General features: G+C 65.1%; 20 protein-coding genes and 1 tRNA gene. 10 read left to right on the forward strand and 11 right to left on the reverse strand.

From position 1 onward, the window contains the following. The first annotated feature begins 38 nt into the window (after nt 1-38). On the forward strand, nt 39-1,052 hold the full coding sequence (locus tag EYE42_RS10510) for a hypothetical protein (protein ID WP_130991284.1): 1,014 nt from the start codon (nt 39-41) through the stop codon (nt 1,050-1,052). Beyond that, nucleotides 1,019-1,603 (forward strand): hypothetical protein, encoded by a 585-nt coding sequence (locus EYE42_RS10515; RefSeq protein ID WP_130991285.1) that lies wholly within the window; start codon nt 1,019-1,021, stop codon nt 1,601-1,603. Before EYE42_RS10510 ends, EYE42_RS10515 begins: the two co-directional genes overlap by 34 nt. Nucleotides 1,604-1,677: 74 nt before the next feature. Here the strand turns inward: EYE42_RS10515 and EYE42_RS10520 are convergent. Then, nucleotides 1,678-1,761 (reverse strand) — tRNA-Tyr (locus EYE42_RS10520). Between the two features lie 124 nt (nt 1,762-1,885). On the opposite strand from EYE42_RS10520, the gene EYE42_RS10525 reads away from it, so the two are divergent. From EYE42_RS10525 to EYE42_RS10535, 3 genes are all read left to right on the forward strand, one after another. After that, nucleotides 1,886-2,689 (forward strand): TrmH family RNA methyltransferase, encoded by an 804-nt coding sequence (locus EYE42_RS10525; RefSeq protein WP_130991286.1) that lies wholly within the window; start codon nt 1,886-1,888, stop codon nt 2,687-2,689. Nucleotides 2,690-2,782: 93 nt separating this feature from the next. Next, nucleotides 2,783-3,187 carry a YHS domain-containing (seleno)protein gene (locus EYE42_RS10530; protein WP_130991287.1) on the forward strand — a complete coding sequence of 135 codons (405 nt, stop codon included), beginning with the start codon at nt 2,783-2,785 and terminating at the stop codon, nt 3,185-3,187. Between the two features lie 206 nt (nt 3,188-3,393). Then, nucleotides 3,394-3,825, forward strand: coding sequence for a CoA-binding protein (locus EYE42_RS10535; RefSeq protein ID WP_130991288.1), 432 nt, complete (start codon nt 3,394-3,396; stop codon nt 3,823-3,825). Between the two features lie 62 nt (nt 3,826-3,887). Here the strand turns inward: EYE42_RS10535 and EYE42_RS10540 are convergent, their stop codons facing one another. The 6 genes from EYE42_RS10540 to EYE42_RS10565 form a co-directional block, all read right to left on the reverse strand. Continuing rightward, a complete protein-coding gene (locus EYE42_RS10540) occupies nt 3,888-6,101 on the reverse strand; it encodes an OmpA family protein (RefSeq protein ID WP_130991289.1) in 2,214 nt (737 codons plus the stop codon). A 168-nt stretch (nt 6,102-6,269) separates the two neighbouring features. Continuing rightward, nucleotides 6,270-7,112 carry a ferredoxin--NADP reductase gene (locus EYE42_RS10545; RefSeq protein WP_130991290.1) on the reverse strand — a complete coding sequence of 281 codons (843 nt, stop codon included), beginning with the start codon at nt 7,110-7,112 and terminating at the stop codon, nt 6,270-6,272. Between the two features lie 48 nt (nt 7,113-7,160). Then, on the reverse strand, nt 7,161-7,547 hold the full coding sequence (locus tag EYE42_RS10550; protein WP_130991291.1) for a DUF934 domain-containing protein: 387 nt from the start codon (nt 7,545-7,547) through the stop codon (nt 7,161-7,163). Then, nucleotides 7,544-8,275, reverse strand: a complete 732-nt coding sequence (locus EYE42_RS10555; protein WP_130991292.1) for a phosphoadenylyl-sulfate reductase — start codon at nt 8,273-8,275, stop codon at nt 7,544-7,546. The genes EYE42_RS10550 and EYE42_RS10555 overlap by 4 nt, the downstream gene beginning before the upstream one ends. Next, the gene (locus tag EYE42_RS10560; protein ID WP_130991293.1) at nt 8,268-9,926 is read right to left on the reverse strand and encodes a nitrite/sulfite reductase; all 1,659 of its coding nucleotides are present in this window, start codon (nt 9,924-9,926) and stop codon (nt 8,268-8,270) included. Before EYE42_RS10560 ends, EYE42_RS10555 begins: the two co-directional genes overlap by 8 nt. Continuing rightward, nucleotides 9,919-10,263, reverse strand: a complete 345-nt coding sequence (locus tag EYE42_RS10565; RefSeq protein ID WP_130991294.1) for a DUF2849 domain-containing protein — start codon at nt 10,261-10,263, stop codon at nt 9,919-9,921. Before EYE42_RS10565 ends, EYE42_RS10560 begins: the two co-directional genes overlap by 8 nt. A gap of 104 nt (nt 10,264-10,367) precedes the next feature. On the opposite strand from EYE42_RS10565, the gene EYE42_RS10570 reads away from it, so the two are divergent. Genes EYE42_RS10570 through EYE42_RS10580 form a run of 3 tightly spaced genes read left to right on the forward strand, consistent with a single transcriptional unit; the run spans nt 10,368 to nt 12,226 of the window. After that, entirely contained in the window at nt 10,368-10,880 is a 513-nt protein-coding gene (locus EYE42_RS10570; RefSeq protein ID WP_130991295.1) for an Lrp/AsnC family transcriptional regulator, read from the forward strand. Nucleotides 10,881-10,889: 9 nt separating this feature from the next. Beyond that, a complete protein-coding gene (locus EYE42_RS16180) occupies nt 10,890-11,246 on the forward strand; it encodes an ArsC/Spx/MgsR family protein (RefSeq protein WP_130991296.1) in 357 nt (118 codons plus the stop codon). Next, on the forward strand, nt 11,246-12,226 hold the full coding sequence (locus tag EYE42_RS10580; RefSeq protein ID WP_170309505.1) for a hypothetical protein: 981 nt from the start codon (nt 11,246-11,248) through the stop codon (nt 12,224-12,226). The genes EYE42_RS16180 and EYE42_RS10580 overlap by 1 nt, the downstream gene beginning before the upstream one ends. 212 nt (nt 12,227-12,438) lie before the next feature. Here EYE42_RS10580 and EYE42_RS10585 read toward each other — a convergent pair whose 3' ends face one another. Beyond that, on the reverse strand, nt 12,439-12,930 hold the full coding sequence (locus EYE42_RS10585; protein WP_130991298.1) for a DsrE family protein: 492 nt from the start codon (nt 12,928-12,930) through the stop codon (nt 12,439-12,441). A gap of 104 nt (nt 12,931-13,034) precedes the next feature. Then, nucleotides 13,035-16,040, reverse strand: a complete 3,006-nt coding sequence (gene ileS / locus EYE42_RS10590) for an isoleucine--tRNA ligase (protein WP_130991299.1) — start codon at nt 16,038-16,040, stop codon at nt 13,035-13,037. Nucleotides 16,041-16,170: 130 nt separating this feature from the next. Here ileS and EYE42_RS10595 point away from each other — a divergent pair, with 130 nt between their 5' ends. Next, nucleotides 16,171-16,995, forward strand: coding sequence for a DUF6635 family protein (locus tag EYE42_RS10595; RefSeq protein WP_246020728.1), 825 nt, complete (start codon nt 16,171-16,173; stop codon nt 16,993-16,995). 8 nt (nt 16,996-17,003) lie between these two features. Here the strand turns inward: EYE42_RS10595 and queF are convergent, their stop codons facing one another. After that, nucleotides 17,004-17,465, reverse strand: a complete 462-nt coding sequence (queF, locus tag EYE42_RS10600) for a preQ(1) synthase (RefSeq protein WP_130991300.1) — start codon at nt 17,463-17,465, stop codon at nt 17,004-17,006. Nucleotides 17,466-17,565: 100 nt separating this feature from the next. Here queF and EYE42_RS10605 point away from each other — a divergent pair, with 100 nt between their 5' ends. Continuing rightward, nucleotides 17,566-17,967 (forward strand): group III truncated hemoglobin, encoded by a 402-nt coding sequence (locus EYE42_RS10605; RefSeq protein WP_130991301.1) that lies wholly within the window; start codon nt 17,566-17,568, stop codon nt 17,965-17,967. Here EYE42_RS10605 and EYE42_RS10610 read toward each other — a convergent pair. Next, on the reverse strand, nt 17,964-18,590 hold the full coding sequence (locus EYE42_RS10610; protein ID WP_425466566.1) for a trimeric intracellular cation channel family protein: 627 nt from the start codon (nt 18,588-18,590) through the stop codon (nt 17,964-17,966). The two genes, EYE42_RS10605 and EYE42_RS10610, sit on opposite strands and share 4 nt — an antisense overlap. Nucleotides 18,591-18,592: the final 2 nt, after the last annotated feature.

Here is an 18,592-nt window from a genome sequence, read left to right on the forward strand (position 1 = left end):
CGTGCAATACTGGACCTGAAGCAACCAGGAGCAGTGCATTGCCAAAACGGGCGACCATCCAGTACCGCGAGTTCAAGGCCGATGGCGCGCTGCGAGGAATGGACCTCAAGGCGACGCTGGTCGATGTCTTGCGTCGGGGGGCCGACGGCCACAGGATCGGCGATAATGCCCGTCTGAGGGCGATCGACCTGGATGGGGACGGCAGCCATGTCGTTCTGAACAAGGTCTCGTCGCCATCCACATGGAATGGGCCCGTCTTCTGCGGACAGATCATCCATATCAGGGCCGGGGCGGATATTCAGGCGGTTCTGCAATCGCTGGACGACGATACGGACGAATTTCTGGTCCAGAACATCGACGTCGGGCGGGGCGCCCGGATCGTGAAGGGGGTGCTGTATTTCGCCGTCACCCAGAACCATGTGGGGCTGATCGAAAGCGCGGCGGTCAGGGCTTTGACGCTTGAACGCTATATCGCTGCGCTGTTGCGGCAGGCCGGCGCGCTTGGCCTTGCGGAAGGGATCATCCTCTTGGCACATTTTTCGGCGGCCGGGGAAAAGGGCCTGACCGAATTCAGCGATCTTACCCTGTCCACGCGCCCCAGTTGCCGCAAAGGCCGCGATGCGGCGACGGGCGACCTGTTCAGGCGGCAGGCGGGCGCGGCCCGCGACGAGGGGGCCACGATCCTTCACGTGCTGCGCATGATGGGCTGGCCGGACGATGCCCTGGCGCGGCTCGAGGCCGAGGTGCCCGAAGGCGGGCGGCTTGAAGGACTGATCAGGGTCTTCATCAAGGATCGCCGCCGCAAGATCCGCATCTCGAGGGCGGCGGTCGAAGAAGCTCTGAGGCATGTCGATCCCGCTGATCTTGGCCTGCAGGGCGACGGCAGCGAACGGGGGGGCATGGTCAGGCTTTCGGTCGTCAAGGAGATTGCGGCCGAGGGCTCCCTTCTTGATCCAACCGATGCTATGCTTAGGATTGTCGAGGCCCTGAAGGAATGGGCCGCTGCCGGGAAGATCGATTGTCGCTTCGAGGGTCAGGATATGCCGCGCTGATCGCAGCCGCCGCAGCCGGTGCGGTTCTGCCGCCGGCCCTGCTGATCGGCGACCCTTCGCGGATGCTCGTGACCTTTCTGGGGTTGGTCTCGGCCAGCATCCTTCCGGCGGTTTCGCTGGTGATCGGCAGCCTGTCATCCTCGGGGCGCTCGGTCATGAGGATCGACGCCCTGGCGCAGGAACTGATGGACGCCATCCGCACCCTGTTTGCCATATTGGGCCTGGTTGCGATTGTCGTGGCGTTGCTGATGCTGATTGCGATCCTGCCGAAGGTCGGCTGGCAACTGCCTTATTCCGCCGTCGAAATTCCCGATGCCGCGCGGCGGGCTCTGCAGTCGCTGGCGCTGCTGTTCGCCGTGGCGGCCACCTGCAAGGCCATGGCCATTCCCCGAATCCTGGTCCGCGTTCTGATGATCCGGAAAGACATTGCCATCCACGAGGCGCGCAAGGCGTTGGCCGAGACATCCCCGTCCGAGGCCGACATCCGGCAGATGTTCGCGACCAGGGAAGGGTTCGGAAAAACCGTTCCTCTGGACAGCGTCCGGCGGTGATCGGGATCGGGATTGGGCAAGGTCTGACCATGCGGACCATGACGCAATCCGACAGGGACAGTCTGGATGGAAAATGGTGGGCGACCCTGGAATCGAACCAGGCATGGGTCTCCCCGGCGGAGTTACAGTCCGCTGCCGCACCTTGCAGCACGTCGCCCGCCGAACGCCTCGGCGTGGGGGGGTGATTAGCGGGCGGGGCCCAAGGCGTCAAGCGGATTTCCGGCCCTTGCATCCGGCGCCCCCGGCACGCCATGAAGGGCCAGATTGACAAGGATCACGCAGATGGCCGAGCAACCGGGAAAGCCCAAGAAACCCGCATGGGTGATCGACAAGGAACGGGCACGCCGCGCCGGGGCGGCGGAAACGGTGTGGCTGTTCGGGCTGCATGCAGTGCGCGACGCCCTGGCCAACCCGGACCGTGACCGACTGCGGCTGGTGGTGACGCAGAACGCCCTGGACCGTTTGGGCGACCTGCATGGCATGGTGCCCGAGATCACCGACCCCCGCCTGTTCGGAAAGTCCGTGCCGCTGGCCCCCGACAGCGTCCACCAGGGCGCCGCCCTCGAGGTGCGGCCGCTGAAATGGGGCGGGCTCAGCGATGTTGTGCTGCGCGCCGCGCCGGGCGAACGGCGTCCCCTGCTGGTGGCTCTCGACCGCGTGACCGACCCCCACAACATCGGCGCCATCCTGCGATCGGCCGAAGTGTTCGGCGCCCGCGCCGTCATTGCCCCCGCCCGCCATTCGGCCCCCGAAACCGGCGCCTTGGCCAAGTCTGCCTCGGGCGCCCTGGAACGCCAGCCCTACCTGCGGGTGCCCAACCTGGCCGAGGCGCTGACGCAGATACGGAACATGGGATTTACGCTGATCGGCCTTGACGGTGCCGGCCAGACCCCCCTGCCCGACCTGCTGGACCGCCTGGCCGGGCGGGCCATCTGTCTGGTTCTGGGCGCCGAGGGGCCGGGGATGCGCGACCTGACGATGAAAAGCTGCGATCATGTCGCACGCATTCCTTATGCCGCGGATTTCGGGTCGCTGAACGTATCGAATGCGGCCGCCGTGGCGCTGTATGCCGCCGGTCGCTCCTGAGGCATCACATCGCTGCGACGGGCCGTCCCGGATATTGAGATCCGGGCAGGGAACTGGCAATGAGTTCTCCTGCTGCCGGAACCTGCCCATGCCATGAAGATCCTGCTTCTTTCGTTGACCCTGATTTCGGCGTCCGTGGCGCCTGCTGCCTCACAGGACTGGGCCATCGACGGCTTCGATGCCGTGGACTTTCTGGAGCGTGGTCGGCCCGTACCGGGCCGCGGCGACATCGCGACCATGTGGAAGGGTCAGGTCTGGCATTTCGCCACCGAGGAGAATCGCAACCGCTTCGAGGCCGATCCGCGCAGCTTTGCCCCGGCCTTTGGCGGTCTGTGTCCCGTAGCCCTGTCCCAGGGAAAGCGGGTTCGGGGCGATCCGCGCCATTTCGTCGTGATTGGAAACCGTCTTTATCTGCTCGGTTCGCCGCGAGCCTTACAGGAATTGCGCCGCAATCCCAAGGATGTGCTGGCAAAGGCAAGGACCAACTGGGGCCGCTGAACTGGTCACGCCTTCTTTCACGAATGCGCGATTTGTCTGGAACTTTTTCCCCTGTGTCCCATTTACAATCTGGAACATGGCCTCGGAACCGTCATGTTCAGATCACTGTCCCTCGTTCCGCGACTTGCGCCCGGCCAGCCTTCTGGACCGGGCGCCTTTTATATGGCATGGTTCTACAACCTTTGGACGAGGAGGGGAGGCCCGTCATGGAGATCGATTTCAAGGATGACGAGGATATTGCAAGGGTCGCGCAGACCACCCGGGTGATCGCTGTCGTCGGAATGTCCCCGAACGAGTCACGCGCCAGTTGGGGGGTCGCCCGCTATCTGCAAGCCAATGGGTTCCGGGTCATTCCCGTGAACCCCGGCCATGCAGGCAGCCGCATTCTGGGCGAACCTGTTTATGCAAGCTTGACAGACATTCCGAAATCGGCAGGTGTGCAGATGGTCAATGTCTTCCGCCGCCCCGAGGCCGTGGGACCCGTCGTGGACGAGGCGCTGAAACAGCTTCCCGACTTGCAGACGATCTGGTTGCAGCTTGGCATTCGCAACGATGCCGCAGCCGAAAAAGCACGGCAGCGGGGGGTGACCGTGATTCAGGACCGATGCTCAAAGATCGAGTTCGCGCGATATATCTGATTGGCGGCAGTTCATGCAAAAAGGCCCCGGCATAGCCGGGGCCTTTTTTACGTCTTGGCCGATTACTGGGCGTCTGCCGTTTGCAGCAGTTCGGTGATCCGGCGCACCGCAGCGCGGCGGTTTTCGCGCACGTCGCCTTCTTGTTGCACCAGCGGGAAGCTTTCGCCGTAACCCTGCACCACCATGTTTTCGGGCGGGACCTGGAAATATTCGGTCAGGGCAAGCGCCACCGATTCGGCGCGACGGTCAGACAGCGCCAGATTGGCTGCATCCGAGCCGACAGTGTCGGTATGCCCCTCGATTAGGAACATCTCGCGCGGATTGCGGCTGACGGCATCGCGGATAGCGTTGCCCAGGGCCGACAACTGCTGTGCCTGGTCCGGCGTGATGGCGGCCGATCCCGTGTCGAAGGTGATCGAATCGATGGTGATCGGCGGCACAAGCGCACGGACCTCGGCAATATTGCGGACCTGACCCAAGGTAAAGGTGCGGTTCACATCCACTTCACTGCGCAGGGCTTCCTGCAAGGCGGCCTCGTCCTGATAGATCCCTGCGCCATAGGCAGGCGCCGGAGCGGGCAGCGTCGAGACATCCACCGGCTCGACCTGGGCCGTATCGTCGATCAGGCGCGTCTGGGTACCGTCGGCAGACACCAGCGTGCGCCGCAGCACACGCAGATCGGCGTCGCGGATGGTGACAACCCGGCTGCCGTCGGCACGGGTCACGATGGTGCGCGACGATCCGTCGTCAAAGTTCTCGGTCGTCACGGTCGATCCCGGCTGACGCAACAGGGCCACGTCATCCTTGATCAACTGCTGGCTGCCATCGGGAAGCGTCACAACCACCCGATCCGGCGCGCTGAGCGCGACCTGACGGTTGTTGTTGAGATAGGTTCCCACGGCAACCGCACCCAGGCCCAACAGCAGTGCGCGGGCCAGATCGTTGTTGTCGTCATCCTCCTCGGCACGCGGCGCGGCCTCGTCCTCGGCCTGCTGCTGCTGAGGCTCGAGGGCGTCCCGCAGGCTGGTTTCAAAATCCTCCGAGGACGACCGGCTGTTTTCTTCGGTGATCTGCTGCTCGACCACCTCGCCCTGGGTGTTCTCATCCAAGGCGGCGGCCGTGGGTGCCGCCGTTTCCTGTGCCGCCTGGCGGGATGCCTCGGTCGCGGTGGCATTGGTCTGGGCCTGCTGCGCATCGGCGGATTGCGGGGATGCAGGCGCTGTGGCCGTGCCCGGAGCTGCCGTTCCGGTCGCCGCCGGTTCCGTGGCCCCGGTCGTTGCCCCAGTCGTGGCAGGGGCTGCAGGCTGGCTGGCTACGGGCTGGCTGGCGGTGGGCTCGGCCTGCTGGTCGCGGGTCAGGGCGTCCCGCAGGGCGTCCTCGTCGCTTGTGGCCGTGTCATCCGCGGCTGTCCCGGACGCAGTAGCCTCAGGGGCGGCTTCGGCTTCCAGCGCGTCCTGCAGCGGATCGGCATCTGGCGCCCCCGACTCTGCAGAGCCCGAATCCGCTGATCCCGAATCCGCAGATCCTGCGGCGCTGTCGGCCTGAGGCTCGTCCGTCGTTTCCACCGAGGCTTCGGCCTCTGCTCCGACTTCGGTCGAGGCATCGGCCGACGTTGGAGCAGGCTCTGAAGGCGTCGCATCCTGGGCAGGAGCTTCGGCGGCAGGTGCCGGCTCAGCGGGCGCCGCCTGCGCCGCGGGCTCGGCGGCAGGCTCGCTTGCCTCAGGTGCGGGTTCGGCCGTAGGGGCAGTGTCGGTGGGGGCGGTGTCCGGCTGGGCAGGGGTGGTTTCAGGCGCTGCCGCTTCTTCCGGGGCCGCTGCAGGCTCCTCTGCAGGCATCGGTTCGGGGGCGGGCTCGGATGCCGGTTCTGTCGGCGCATCGGCGGCCGCAGCGTCCTCGGTCGGGGCAGCCTCCTCGGCTGCCGCCTCCGGTGCCGGTTCATCGGCGGCAGCCGGCTCTTCGGCCGCCGGGGCCTCGGCGGCAGGGGCATCGGCTGCAGGTTCCTCGGCCGGGGCGGGTTCTTCCGTGGCAGGGGTGTCGGCCACGGGCTCATCGACCGTCTGTTCGCTTGTGGCCGGCTGCGTGGCCGTATCGCCCGAAGGCGCTTCGGTCGGCGGCGGGATCTCGGCCTGAGCCAGGATCACGGTGCCGCCCTGATCGGCGGCACCTTGATCCGCAATGGCGGGATCCAGGGTCAATACCTGGGCCTGCACAAGCTGGGGGGCCAGCAAGGACAGGCAGGCGGCGATGGCGGTGGTATTGCGTATCATCCTGCGCATGGGGTTTCCTCTTTTTCCCTTGGGCGGAGCTTCGTTGTCACCCTAACCGAAAGCCGGGGGCCACAGTTCCCAACATGCGCGTGACCGGCCCGTGATGGGCGATCAGCCCCAACGCAAAAGGCGCGCAGCCCTGCCGCGCGCCCGTCGTTCCGGTCCGATGGCTGCGTCTCAGACGCCGTCGCCGACAAAAGCCTTTTCGACCACGAATTCACGCGGTTCAGAATTGGCCCCCTCATGCAGGCCAAAGCCTTCCAGCACCGCCTTGACATCCACGTTGAAGGCCAGGCTGCCGCAAACCATCGCCCGATCGGTGTCCGGGCCGATCGGAGGCAAGCCCAGGTCATCGAAGACCTTGCCCGAGGTCAGGTTGTCGGTGATCCGCCCCATCAGCGGCGTTTCTTCGCGCGTGGTGGTCGGATAATACAGCAGGCGGCTGGCGAAATCCTCGCCGTACAGTTCGCTCAGCAGCGGGTCGTGGCGCAGGTCTTCGACCAGTTCGCGGCCATAGGTCAGTTCCTCGGCCGTGCGGCAGGTGTGCATCATCACCACCTGCTCATACCGCTCATAGGTTTCGGGATCGCGCATCAGGGACGCAAAGGGTGCGATGCCGGTGCCTGTCGCCAGGAACCACAGCCGCTTGCCGGGCAGCAGAGCATCCAGCACCAGCGTGCCCACGGGCTTGGGCCGCAGGATGATCTCGTCCCCCGGCCGGATATGCTGCAGCTTCGATGTCAGCGGCCCGTCCGGCACCTTGATCGAATAGAACTCCAGTTCGTCGTCCCAGTTGGGCGAGGCAATGGAATAGGCGCGCAGCAGCGGCTTGCCGTTGTCGCCAAGCAGACCGATCATCACGAATTCGCCGGACCGGAACCGCAGGCTGGCAGGCCGCGTCACGCGGAACGAAAACAGGCTGTCGGTCCAGTGCCTGACCGCCGTCACGGTCTGCGCGTCGGGAAGAGTCTTGGCAACGGTCTTGGGGGCGGCGTCGGCCACGGTGATGTCCAGCGTCATGATGAAATCCTGCGTGTTCTAGTCGATGGGGCGGCGGGGCGAAACCCCTCAGCCGGCCAGCGTGGCGCGGTGGTCATAGGCCTGCCAGTCGGCCCGCGCGATCCATTGGTCCTGCGGCTGGCGCGCGGCGATGTCGGGGGCAACCTCCACCTCGTCGAATCCCACGCGGCGGGCCATGGCAAATTGATCGGCGATCAGGCGGCCAGACGCGCGCAAACGGCCCTTGTAGCCCATCTCTCGCAGGCGGCGGGCCAGCGAAAAGCCGCGCCCGTCGCTGAAGGACGGAAAGTCGATGGCGATCAGGTCGCGATGCAGGTGCTGTTCCAGATCAGCCAGCGGGGTGTCGGGGGCCAGCGTTTCCTCGGCCTCGTCCACCAGGGGGTGAAAGCCGTCGTCGCGCGCCAGCACGCGTTCGCTGTTCAGTCGTTCGGTCATGCCGGAACCTTTCCGCGGACCATCTTGCCGCCGATGAAGTGGATGCCGCATTCGGTCTTGTCGCTGCCGCGCCAGCGTCCCGCACGAGGGTCTTCGCCCGGTTTCACCGGCGAGGTGCAGGGCGCACAGCCGATCGAGGGATAGCCACGCGCCACCAGGGGATGACGCGGCAAATTATTCTCGACCATGTATTCCTGCACGTCCTCGCTGCGCCAATGCGCCAGCGGGTTGATGCGCAGGCGCAAGGGCGGCTCGGGTTCAAAGAACTCCAAAGCGGCGCGGTCGGTGTTCTGGAACCGCTTGCGCCCGGTGATCCAGGAATCATAGCCCGAGAGTGCCCGTTCCAGCGGAACCGTCTTGCGGAGATCGCAGCAGGCATTGGCGTCGAACCGGTGCAGCGTGCCGTCGGGATCGTGCCGCGCGACCTCGGCCCGATCGGCGCGGATCACCTGCACATTGGTCAGACCCAGCCTGGCAGAGACTTTCCCTTGATAGGCCAGCGTTTCGGGGAACAGCATCTGCGTGTCGATGAACAGCACCGGCAGGCCCGGCGCCACCCGGCTGACCATGTGCAGCAGCACCACCGATTCCGCGCCAAAGGACGACACCAGCGCCACCCGCCCCAGGTCGGGATCGGTCACGGCGCGGCGCAGAACCTCGGTCGCGGCATGGTGGCGATAGCGGTCGTTCAGCCGCCCTGCCCGCGTGTCCAGGTTTCCGTCAAGCATGGGCAGGCTCGGGATAGAGCGCGGCCTTGAAGGGTGCCGGGCCCAGCCGGCGATAGGCATCGATGAAGCGTTCCGACGCATCCGCGCGCAGGTCCAGATAGGCGCGCAGCAGGCGGTCGATGGCGGGCACGACCTCTTCGGCCGGAAAGCCCGCGCCGGCACGTTCGCCGATGGCCGGGATGTCGTATCCGTCGCCGCCCAAGGTGATCTGGTAGTTTTCCACCCCTGCACGATCCAGACCCAGGATGCCGATATGGCCAAGATGGTGATGCCCGCAAGCGTTGATGCAGCCCGAAATGCGGATGTTCAGCTTGCCGATTTCATCCTCAAGCCCGGCTTCCTTGAAATGCGTGGCGATGTCCTGCGCGATCGGGATCGACCGGGCGGTCGCCAGCGTGCAATAGTCCATGCCCGGGCAGGCGATGATGTCGCTGGTCAGCCCGGCATTGGCGACAGCCAGCCCGGCCTTTTGCAGAGCCGCATAGACGGCGGGCAGGTCCGACTTGTGGACATGGGGCAGCACCACGTTCTGGTCGTGGCTGACGCGCAGGTCGGCATGGCCGTACCGGTCGGCCAGATCCGCCAAGAGGCGCATCTGATCCGCGCTGGCATCCCCCGGCGTCTCTCCATGGGTCTTGAAGGTCACGATGACGCTGGCATAGCCCTCGATCTTGTGGGGGTGCAGGTTGGTATCGGTCCAACTGCGGAAGGCGCCGTTCTTGACCCGCTCGGCCTCAAAGCCGTCGGTGGCGGCATTGCGAAAGGCGGGGGCGGCGAAGCGGTCCCTGAAGATCGCCAGGGCCTCGCGGTCGGCGCCGTGGAAATCGCGGCGGCGGTTTGCGAATTCCTCCTCGACCTCGGCCTTGAACACCTCCAGGCCGCGTTCGTGGACGGTGATCTTGATGCGGGCCTTGTACTTGTTGTCGCGCCGCCCCGACAGGTTGTAGGTGGCGATGATCGCCTCGATATAGGCCAGCAGGTCGGCCTCGGGCAGAAAGTCGCGGATCACCTTACCCAGCATGGGCGTGCGGCCCAGGCCACCGCCGACCCAAACCTCGAATCCGGTTCGGCCATCCTTCTGGATCAGGCGCAGCCCGATGTCATGGGCGGCCACCAAGGCGCGGTCGCGCTGCGCGCCGCTGATGGCGATCTTGAACTTGCGCGGCAGGAACTGGAATTCGGCGTGGTCGGTGGACCAACTGCGCAGCAGTTCGGCATAGGGGCGCGGATCCATCCATTCGTCGGCGGCCGCACCTGCGAATGCGTCGGTGGTGACGTTGCGGATCGTATTGCCGCTGGTCTGGATGGCGTGCATCCCCACGGATGCCAGCTTGTCCAGCATGTCGGGAATGTCCACCAGACGCGGCCAGTTGAACTGGATGTTCTGGCGCGTGGTCCAGTGGCCATAGCCCTTGTCATAGGTTTCGGCCAGATGGGCCAGCATCCGCATCTGGTCGGGACTGATCGTTCCGTAAGGAATGGCAACCCGCAGCATATAGGCATGCAGTTGCAGATAGACGCCGTTCATCAGGCGCAGGGGGCGGAATTCGTCTTCGGTCAGGCTGCCGTCAAGACGACGGTCCACCTGGGCGCGGAACTGGGCCGCGCGGTGGCGCACATAGTCGGTCTCGACAGGGCGGACGTCAAACATTGCGGGCCTCGGTCTGCTGGGTGGGTTGCTTCAGGGTCTGGATGCCGTGGAAGTAATTGGACGGGCCGCGCTGGCGGAACGCCTCGCGGAAATGGGTGGGTTCGGGGCCGTTTGGGCCGCGCCGCGCCTCGACGATGTAGGGCCCGACGACAAGGTGCGACTGCCCGACCGCCTTGAGCAGCGCCAGATCGGCAATCGCCTCGTCCTCGAACAGGGTCGCCTGCGCAGGATCGGCCGTCCAGCCGTCTTCGCACATCCACAGGTTATGGCCTTCGCGCAGGTCGTTTGCGGTAATAACGCCGGGCTTGGCGGCCGTCGGGGCAAAGGCTTTGCTCATGATGCGGACCCTTTCGGATTGATGATGGTAATATAGAATTTTGTTCTGTAAAAACGCTACAGGGTTGCGGAAATAAGGACACGGGCCACAGCGTTCGAAACATCATGGAACAACATTCACCCAATCCGGATACAGCAAAAACAAATCCCCGGCTGGACGAGGTCGATCGCAAAATCCTGTCCCTGCTGCAAACCGACGCCAGCCTGTCGCTGGATCAGATCGCCGACCGGGTGGGCGCGTCCAAGACCCCGGTCTGGAACCGCATCCGCAAGCTGCGCGAGGCGGGCGTGATCCGCCGCCAGGTCGCCATCCTCGACCCCGAGGCCCTGGGATTGGAGGCCTGCTTCTTTGTCCTGATCCGCACCAGCGAACACGACAGGGACTGGGCCGCGCGGTTTCTCAAGGCGCTGCGCGACCGCCCCGAGGTGATCGAGGCGCATCGCCTGGCAGGCGACATCGACTATATCTTGAAGGTGCAGGTCCGCAACGCGCGCGCCTATGACCGCTTCTATCAGTCGCTGATCGGCGAGGTGAAGATCCACAATGTCACCGCCCTGCTGTCGATGGAGGAGATCAAGGCCACCAGCGCGCTGCCGATCCCCGAGGCGGGACTCTAGGTCCGGTCAATGGTGGAATTCACCCTCTGGCATCATCCGGACTGTTCGGCCTCGGGCCTTGTGCTGCAGACACTGCATGATGCCGGGACAACGGTCGCGGTCCGCGACTGTCAGGCGCAACTGCCTTCGGTCGATGCGTTGCGGGCGGCATTGACCCGGATGGAGAGGGTGCCGCGCGACCTGCGCCGACGCGGGAACACAGCTTGCGACGATCTGGGTCCGGACGATCCGCCGCTGTCCGACGACGTCCTGATCGCGGCCATGACGGCCCACCCGGCATGGATCGAACGACCAGCGACCGTTGGCCCCAAGGGCGCATGGCTGTGCCGCCCCCGCAGGGCCGCCGCAGACGTGCTGGGCGATTGATGGCGGCGCCAAACCTGCTTATCGTGGTCCAGGCCGGGCGGCTGGAATTTCAGGCGATCATCCTTGCCGCCAGCCTGCGCCACGCCGCCCCCGGTTTCGCAGGCCGCCTGATCGTCGCCGAACCACAGCCCGAGGGTGCATGGTCCGGCCATGACACCCGGATCGGAGAGGACACGCGTGCCCTGCTGGCGTCCCTGGGGGCCGAGATCGTTCCCTTTGTTGCCTGCCATTTCGGCGCTTCCTATCCCCATGGCAACAAGATCGAGGCGCTGTCGGTCCTGCCCCCGGACGAACCCTTTGTCTTTTTCGACACGGATACGCTGATTACCGGGCCGCTGGACCGGGTGCCCTTCGACGGCAGGCCCACGGCATCCATGCGTCGCGAAGGAACATGGCCCCAACCGCCGCTGTATGGTCCGGGCCATGAAGCGATCTGGAAATCGCTTCATGACCGCTTCGGGCTGGATTTCGCGTCCTCGCTGGATCTGTCGCATCGCCATGAATACTGGGAACGGTACCTGTATTTCAACGCAGGCTGGTTTCATGGCCCGGACCCCGCGGCTTTCGGGCAGCGATTTCTCGACTGGGCGCTGTCCGTCCGCGACGACCCGCCCGAGGCGCTGGCCAGCCAGAGCCTCGACCCCTGGCTGGACCAGGTGGTCCTGCCCCTGGTCATCCACAGCCTGGGCGGCGGGCGTCCGGGACCGGAACTGGCGGGTCTGGATGGTGATGTCACCTGTCATTACCGCAAGCTTCCCCTGCTTTATGCCCGCGAACCAGAGGGGGTTCTGAACGTGCTGGAATCAGCGGTTGCCCCCCATCGCATCAAGATGCGCCTGAAAGAATGGGAGCCTGCGAAAAAGCTGATTTATCAGGGCAAGGGCCGCGGCAAGGTGCGTCCCTTGTTCATGCAGGGCCTGCCCGTCCGGGAAAGGCCGATCCGGCAGATTTTGAAAAAGAACGGCTGGTGGGGGGATTGAATGCCTCTTACCCGCCTCACCCGCGTCCTTGGTCGTTCCGCGCCAGATGTTCACGTCGCCCGCTGCCGACAAACACCAATCCGGGTCAGTTCGTCTGCCGTGAAATCCATCCGGTCCAGCGCACTGGTCATGCGTCCGTCATGCAGCGTCCGGGCCCCCGCAAGCCCAGGCGGCGGTCAAGTACCGGTGCCGATGGCCGCCGACCAGCCGTGCTAGGGGCGCAGGTAGGCGAAGCCCTCTTGCTGCAAGCGCACGATCTCGACCACCCCGGCAGGCACGATATCTTCGGGCCAGACATCGAACAGATCGGTTTCGGCATTGATGTCGCGGCCGGTCAGGGTGTTGTTGCATACCAGAAAGCGCACGCCCTCGGACTTGAGGCCTGCGATCAGGCCCTGCAAGGTCTGGTCGTTGCGGGCGATCTGCAGCAGGTTGATGCCGTCTCCGTGCAGCACGACCCGGATATCGGCGTTTTCCGTTCCCACGGCGTCCAACTGGTTGCGAATGTTGTTCAGGGCCGGCTTGTATCCGGCCCCGTCATCCCCGCCCTTGTAATTGACATGATAGACGGTCTTCTGCATGGCGATGGCTTGGTCCGATGCCGCCGCCGGCGCAGCCGTCGCCGTTTCCTGGGCCAATCCCAGCACCGGGGTTCCCCCGATCACGATGGCCGACAAGACGATCCGAGTCACAAAATGTCGCATGGCTTCCCTCCTCTGCCAAGGTCCAGAGGGACATACCAATGCAAATATTGCAATAACTGAATTCCGCCCTGGCTATTATTGTGGGCGGGCCACGCCGGCTGCCTTCATGTTTCCAGAACGTCGTCGCAGCGCCCGCAGACGCCGGGATGCCGATGCGTTCCGACATCGGGCAGGATCTTCCAGCAACGCTGGCATTTTTCGCCTTCGGCCAGTTCAAAGACGACACCGATGCCGGGGGTTTCAGACATGCGGAACGCTTCGGACGGGGCCGGATCGGCGGTCAGCGACAGGTCCGAGGTGATGCAGACATCCGCGAAATCCACCGATGTCAAGGCAGCCAGCATATCGCGGTCCTCGACATGAACGACCGGTGCGGCTTCCAGGCTGGCGCCGATGGTCTTGTCGCCGCGCCGCACCTCCAGCGCAGCCGTGACCACGCGGCGGGCGCGCCGCACCTGATCCCACTTGACCGCCAGCGGCTCGTTCAGCCAGTCGGCGGGGGTGTCGGGGAAGTCATGCAGATGGACGCTGTCGTCCTCGGATGGAAAGCGCGACAGCCATACGTCCTCGGTCGTGAAGGGCAGGATCGGGGCCAGCCAGGTGACAAGGCGGTGGAACAGGATGTCCAGCACCGTGCGCGCGGCCCGGCGGCGCGGGCTGTCAACCGCGTCGCAATAGAGCGAATCCTTGCGGATGTCGAAGTAGAAGGCCGACAGATCCACGGTGCAGAACTGGAACAGCGTCTGGAACACGCCCTGGAAATCGAAATGCTCGTAACCCCGGCGCACCGCGTGATCCAGTTGCGCCAGCCGGTGCAGCACCCATTGGTCCAGTTCGGGCATCTGCTCGGGCGCGATCCGTTCGGCATCCGTGAATCCGTCCAGCGCGCCCAGCAGGAAGCGCAGCGTGTTGCGCAACCGGCGATAGCTGTCGGCGGTGCCCTTGAGGATTTCCGGCCCGATCCGCTGATCGGCGGTATAGTCGGCCTGGGCCACCCACAGCCGCAGGATGTCGGCCCCGTATTGCTCGATCACCTTGGCGGGCACGATGGTGTTGCCCAGCGACTTGGACATCTTCATGCCCTTTTCGTCCAGTGTAAAGCCATGCGTGACCACGTTGCGATAGGGCGCGCGGCCCCTGGTGGCGCAGCCTTGCAGCAGGGACGACTGGAACCAGCCGCGATGCTGGTCCGTGCCTTCCAGGTAAACATCGGCGATCCCGTCCGGCGCGCCGTCCGCCCGGTCGCGCAGCACGAAGGCATGGGTCGAGCCGCTGTCGAACCATACGTCGAGAACGTCCGTGACCTGGTCGTAGTCTTCGGGATCGACGATCCCGTCCAGCACCTGCGCCTTGAAGCCGGGGCGATACCAGACATCCGCGCCGTCCTGTTCAAAGGCGGCGATGATGCGGTCATTGACCTGCGCGTCGCGCAGCAGGAAATCGTCGTCGGTGGGCTTGGCGCCGCGACGCACGAAACAGGTCAGCGGCACGCCCCAGGCCCGCTGACGCGACAGCACCCAGTCGGGGCGGTTTTCGACCATGGAATGGATGCGGTTGCGCCCGGTCTGCGGCCACCATTTGACCAGCGTGTCGATGCTGGTCAGCGCGCGCGTGCGGATGGTCTGGCCGTAATCGTTCATACCGTCGGCCAGCGGCTTGTCGATGGCCGCGAACCATTGCGGGGTGTTGCGATAGATCAGCGGCGCCTTGGACCGCCAGCTATGGGGGTAGGAGTGCTTGACCTTGCCTCTCGCAAGCAGTGCCTCAGCTTCAATAAGCTTGTCTATTACGACAGTATTGGCACGACCATCTTTTCCGTTAGGCAAGATGATACGTTGTCCAGCAAGCCATTCAGGTAACCCAATAGAAAAGGCAGAGTCTTCATCGACCCAATGTGTCATCTCAGACGTAAGACCTTTGCGGACAAACAACTCGTAGTCGTCTTGTCCATGAGATGGCGCTGTATGCACGAAGCCCGTGCCAGCATCTGAGGTAACAAAATCGGCTGGCAGCACGGGCCGAGGGTGATCCCAAATTCCCTGATCAGTGCCTTTAAATTTTGCCCATGTTTGATTGTGCCACGGATGATACACTTCCATCCCTTCAAAGCTGGAAGACGGTATATTACGCTGCGCCCACCGACGCACACGAGCTTTGGTCAAAGTCTCTGTTGCAAGATCATTTGCAATGACTAATTTATCACCGACCCTAGCCCATGCGTCGCCGTCAGTTTCTAAAACCTCGAAGACCGAATAATTAATCGACGGGTTGTAAGCGATTCCTGCGTTTGAAGGAATGGTCCATGGGGTGGTAGTCCACACAACAATGTCCGCACTCAGTAAACCATGCGGATCGTTATATGATGTATATCCGTTTTTCGTATGTGACGCTTCTTTGTAATCAACTACTCGGAAGCGAACCCAAATTGTGGGACTTTCCTTGTCGTGGTATTCGACCTCGGCCTCGGCCAGCGCGGTCTTTTCCACCGGCGACCACATCACCGGCTTCGAGCCCTGATACAGCGCGCCGTTCATCACCAGCTTCATGAACTCGGCCGCGATCACCGCCTCGGCGTGGAAATCCATCGTCAGGTAGGGGTCGTCCCACGTGCCGGTGATGCCCAGGCGCTTGAATTCCTGGCGCTGGATGTCGATCCATTCGTCGGCAAAGCGGCGGCATTCCTGGCGGAACTCGACCACGTCGACGGCGTCCTTGTCGCGCCCCTCGGCGCGGTATTTCTCCTCGATCTTCCATTCGATGGGCAGGCCGTGGCAGTCCCAGCCGGGGACATAGCGCGCATCCCGGCCCATCATCTGGTGGCTGCGCACCACGATGTCCTTGATCGTCTTGTTCAGCGCGTGGCCGATATGCAGGTGGCCGTTGGCATAGGGCGGGCCGTCATGCAACACAAAGGGCGCCCGGCCTGCGCTGCGTTCGCGCAGCCGGTCATAGATGCCGATCCGGTCCCAGCGGGCCAGCCATTCGGGCTCGCGCTGCGGCAGGCCCGCGCGCATCGGGAAATCGGTCTGCGGCAGGAACACGGTGTCGCGGTAATCGGGGGCCGTGCCGGGGTCGGCGGCAACGGGGTCGGCGGGGGTATCGGCGGCCATCGGGGCTTCCTTGGTGCGGAGGGTTCGGACAGGGGGCGACCCGGCGGCGCGAAACCTCACGCCACCGGGTTGCTAATTCGGGGTCCGAACGCCAGAAATTCCATGCCGCCCTCTATAGAAAGCCGCCCACGTGCCCGCAACCCTGACCGATGACGCCGTGGCCCGCCGCCGGGCTGCCGTGTCACGATTTGTCCGCGACCGGTACGGCCCGCGCGGCACGCTGCGGCTGCATCGCGCGGCATTGGGGTGGGATCTGCTGCGCGCGCCGGTCAATGTGATGCTGTCGCCGGTGTTTCTGCTGACACGCCTGGCGGGATGGCTGTTGTCGCGGCTGGGGGCAACCCGTGCGGGCGCGTGGCTGTCGGCACGGCGGGTGTTCCTGCCCTCGGACATGGGCCGGGTGATCCAGGCGGATCTGACGCGGCTGATCGCGGACCTCGATGCGCAGGGTATCGGCCCGGACGCCCCGCCCGAAACCACGCGTCATCAGGTCGCCACCCTGGCCGAAACCCGCAACGCTGTGGCCGAGATCACCACATCGCTGATCGTTCTGGTTTCGGGCTGGCTGCTGTTCGACCGGACGACGCCGGGCGTGATCTCGCTGGCCGGACCGCTGGCGGAACTGCGCGCCCATGCCACGGCGGTCAACGATTTCCTGTTGGGCGACACGCTGGGCCGGGCCTGGTACTGGGCCTTTCCCGTGCAGTTGTCACCCTGGCAGGTGATCCTGACCGGGATCGGACTGGCGGTGGCCGGGTCGCTGGTCACGACCTTTGCAGGGCTGATCGCCGATCCGGTGCAGGTCGCGACCGGCACCCACCGCCGCCGCATCCTGCGCCTGCTGGCCCGGCTGGACCGGGCCGAAGCCGCCGGGGGGATCGAGCGCGAACACCTGCTGGCCCGCGCGGGCGATCTGTCCGATGCCCTGCTGATGCTGTGGCGCAGCCTGCGCTGACCCTTGAATCAGCCCCTGCCGCGATAGGTCGGCACGTCCTGGTCCGGCAACCACAGCCCGGCAGGCGCGGCGCCGGTCTGCCAGAACACGTCGATGGGCATCCCGCCGCGCGGATACCAGTATCCGCCGATCCGCAGCCACTGCGGCGCAATGGTTTCCACCAGCCGCTTGCCGATGCCCACCGTGCAATCCTCGTGAAAGGCGCCGTGGTTGCGGAAACTGCCCAGGAACAGTTTCAGCGATTTCGATTCGACCAGCCAGTCGCCGGGCACATAGTCGATCACCAGATGCGCAAAGTCCGGCTGGCCGGTGATCGGACACAAGCTGGTGAATTCGGGCTGGGTGAAGCGGACAGCGTAAACCTCGTCCGCCTGCGGGTTCGGCACGCGCTCCAGCACCGCCCGGTCGGGGCTGGCAGGCAGATCGGTCGGGGCGCCAAGCTGGGTCAGCGCGTCGGTATAATGCGGCATGGGGCATCCTTCTGAATGGCGTGCCGCGATAGCAGCCGCCGTGACAAGCGTCAAATCGCACCTTGCGCCCGGTTGCTGGCGGCGCCACATGGGGATTGCCATGATTTCGCCCCGCTTTGACGTCACGTCTGACCAGATCGACCAGATCGTCGCCGTTTTCTACGCCGCCATCCGCCGGCACGAGGTGCTGGGTCCGGTCTTTGCCAACCATGTGACCGACTGGCCTGCGCACGAAGCCAGGATCGCCGCCTTCTGGCGCAACGCGATCCTGTACGAACGCAGCTATGACGGCAGCCCGATGCGCGCGCATAGGCGGGCGGGTGACGTGCGGGCCGACCACTTTCCGATCTGGCTGGCGCTCTTCGACGAAACCCTGCGCCGCACCCTGCCCCCCGGCGCGGCCCGCGCCTGGTCGGCCCTGGCCCATCGCATCGGCCAGGGGTTGCGCATGGGGGTCGAGGACATCCGCCCCCCCCGCGAAGGCCCGCCGGTCCTGCGCTAGTTCCGCGGCGGCCGCGCCCGATAGGTCGGCAGGCTCCACCCCAGAGCCAGGCTGCCGGCACGCAGGGCGATCACGATCAGCCCGCAAAAGATCAGCGCCACCGGCCGGGGCATTCCGACCCCGATCAGCGCAACCGCGACAACAGCGCCGCCAACGGCCGCGGTGACATACAGTTCCCCCTGCTTCAGCACCAGGGGCAGTTCGTTGCCGATCACGTCGCGGATCAAGCCGCCAAAGGTGCCGGTGACGACCCCCATCGCCACCGCCACGACCGGGCTGACCCCCGCCTCGAGCGCCAGCCCGACGCCCGCGGGCACGGCCACCGCCAGGGCAAAGGCATCCAGCCAGACGATCAGGCGATAGCGGCTTTCAAGCAGATGCGCGGTAAAGAATACCAGAACCGCCGCGCCCGCCGTCAGCAGGATCAGTTCCGGCCTGTGCACCCAGAACACCGGATCGCGGCCCAGGACCAGATCCCGCACCGTGCCGCCGCCGATCCCGGTCAGGGTTGCGAAGAAGATGAAGCCCACTAGATCCAGTTGCGCCCGGCTGGCGACCAGGGCGCCGGTCAGCGCAAAGACCAGCACGCTGGCATGATCCAGCAGCGGGACCAGCGATGCCAGCG

Source organism: Paracoccus subflavus (assembly GCF_004310345.1).
GTDB lineage: Bacteria > Pseudomonadota > Alphaproteobacteria > Rhodobacterales > Rhodobacteraceae > Paracoccus > Paracoccus subflavus.

What these genes read in the sequence shown, in the direction of transcription:
- EYE42_RS10525 (WP_130991286.1), top strand. Translation starts at nt 1,886, where the DNA reads ATGGCCGAGCAACCGGGAAAGCCCAAGAAACCCGCATGGGTGATCGAC.
- EYE42_RS10530 (WP_130991287.1), top strand. Translation starts at nt 2,783, where the DNA reads ATGAAGATCCTGCTTCTTTCGTTGACCCTGATTTCGGCGTCCGTGGCG.
- EYE42_RS10535 (WP_130991288.1), top strand. Translation starts at nt 3,394, where the DNA reads ATGGAGATCGATTTCAAGGATGACGAGGATATTGCAAGGGTCGCGCAG.
- EYE42_RS10540 (WP_130991289.1), bottom strand. Translation starts at nt 6,101, where the DNA reads ATGCGCAGGATGATACGCAATACCACCGCCATCGCCGCCTGCCTGTCC.
- EYE42_RS10545 (WP_130991290.1), bottom strand. Translation starts at nt 7,112, where the DNA reads ATGACGCTGGACATCACCGTGGCCGACGCCGCCCCCAAGACCGTTGCC.
- EYE42_RS10550 (WP_130991291.1), bottom strand. Translation starts at nt 7,547, where the DNA reads ATGACCGAACGACTGAACAGCGAACGCGTGCTGGCGCGCGACGACGGC.
- EYE42_RS10555 (WP_130991292.1), bottom strand. Translation starts at nt 8,275, where the DNA reads ATGCTTGACGGAAACCTGGACACGCGGGCAGGGCGGCTGAACGACCGC.
- EYE42_RS10560 (WP_130991293.1), bottom strand. Translation starts at nt 9,926, where the DNA reads ATGTTTGACGTCCGCCCTGTCGAGACCGACTATGTGCGCCACCGCGCG.
- EYE42_RS10565 (WP_130991294.1), bottom strand. Translation starts at nt 10,263, where the DNA reads ATGAGCAAAGCCTTTGCCCCGACGGCCGCCAAGCCCGGCGTTATTACC.
- EYE42_RS10570 (WP_130991295.1), top strand. Translation starts at nt 10,368, where the DNA reads ATGGAACAACATTCACCCAATCCGGATACAGCAAAAACAAATCCCCGG.
- EYE42_RS16180 (WP_130991296.1), top strand. Translation starts at nt 10,890, where the DNA reads ATGGTGGAATTCACCCTCTGGCATCATCCGGACTGTTCGGCCTCGGGC.
- EYE42_RS10580 (WP_170309505.1), top strand. Translation starts at nt 11,246, where the DNA reads ATGGCGGCGCCAAACCTGCTTATCGTGGTCCAGGCCGGGCGGCTGGAA.
- EYE42_RS10585 (WP_130991298.1), bottom strand. Translation starts at nt 12,930, where the DNA reads ATGCGACATTTTGTGACTCGGATCGTCTTGTCGGCCATCGTGATCGGG.
- ileS (WP_130991299.1), bottom strand. Translation starts at nt 16,040, where the DNA reads ATGGCCGCCGATACCCCCGCCGACCCCGTTGCCGCCGACCCCGGCACG.
- queF (WP_130991300.1), bottom strand. Translation starts at nt 17,465, where the DNA reads ATGCCGCATTATACCGACGCGCTGACCCAGCTTGGCGCCCCGACCGAT.
- EYE42_RS10605 (WP_130991301.1), top strand. Translation starts at nt 17,566, where the DNA reads ATGATTTCGCCCCGCTTTGACGTCACGTCTGACCAGATCGACCAGATC.